The sequence below is a fragment of the Nocardioides flavescens genome (genome assembly GCF_009823805.1).
Taxonomy (GTDB): domain Bacteria; phylum Actinomycetota; class Actinomycetes; order Propionibacteriales; family Nocardioidaceae; genus Nocardioides; species Nocardioides flavescens.
In genome coordinates, this window is the sequence record NZ_WUEK01000025.1 from 1 (window position 1) to 1,256 (window position 1,256).

General features: G+C 68.6%; 1 protein-coding gene. It reads left to right on the top strand.

Annotation, left to right across the window (positions count from 1 at the left end; genetic code table 11):
- Positions 1–215: 215 nt before the first annotated feature.
- A partial coding sequence (locus tag GRQ65_RS22005) for a transposase (protein ID WP_160880166.1) occupies positions 216–1,256 on the top strand: 1,041 nt, incomplete at its 3' end.

Sequence of the window (1,256 nt, forward strand, 5' to 3'; positions counted from 1 at the left end):
GTGTGACCCGTTTCGAGACTGGCGCGTGCTGTCTGCGTTGCCTTGGACCTGACTTGTCCACTCGCTCTCGCCGGTCCCGGCCCGGGTGGAGTAGCTGGCCTGATCAGGAGCTTGACCGGCGGGCGTAAGCGGCGCCCACCGTGTCCCATCACAGTCCTGCCGTGTCTCCGTCCCGGACCGGATCCACATCCGGCTCCCAGACAAGGAGAGAACGCATGGCCAGTCTGACCGATCCACGAACCGATCTACGAGACGTGGTCGATGTCGTCATCGGCGTCGACACCCACGTGGACACCCACAGCGCGGCGATCGTCGATGCCCGCACCGGTGCGGTGCTCGACGAGACCACCGTCGAGGCCACCGCTCGCGGCTACGCCGAGCTGGTCGAGTTCGCCGATGCTCACCTCGACAACGGCGCCGCGTTGAGGTTCTGGGCGATCGAGGGCACCAGCGCCCACGGTGCGGGGCTGACCCGACACCTGCAAGCCAGCGAGGAAGTCGTCATCGAGCTCGACCGCCCCGAACGGACCCGACGTCGCCACGGCGCTAAGTCCGATCCACTCGACGCGATCCGCGCCGCCCGTGAAGGTCTGTCCCGACCCCGACTGGGCGGGCCCCGCAGGGGCGGCGACCGTCAAGCACTCTCGGTGCTGCTCGCCGCCCGACGTTCAGCGGTCAAGGCCGCCGCCGACGCACAACGCCAACTGTTCGCCCTCGTCATCGCCGCACCCGAACCCATCCGAGCCCGCTTCCGCGACCAGAAGCTGTCCACGATGATCACCACCGCAACCCGGCTACGCGCCCACCCCAGCCACGACGTCGAGACCGCCACGACCATCACGGTCCTACGCGCCCTGGCCCACCGCGCCCGAAGCCTCACCGACGAAGCAGCCACCCACGAACGCGCCCTCACCGCGATCGTGAAGTCCTGGCGCCCCGACCTGCTGACTCACCACGGCATCGGACCCATCGTCGCCGCCACCGTGCTGTGCGCCTGGTCCCACCCAGGGCGCATCCACTCCGAAGCCGCCTTCGCGATGCTCGCCGGCGTCGCACCCATCCCCGCCAACAGCGGACAAACCACCACCCGCTACCGACTCAACCGATCAGGCGACCGCCAACTCAACCGAGCCCTGCACACCATCGTCTTGACCCGAACCCGACACGACCCCGCCACCCGTGCCTACATCGAACGCCGCACCAGCGAAGGCAAAACCACCCGCGAAATCCGACGAGCCCTCAAGCGCTACATCGCC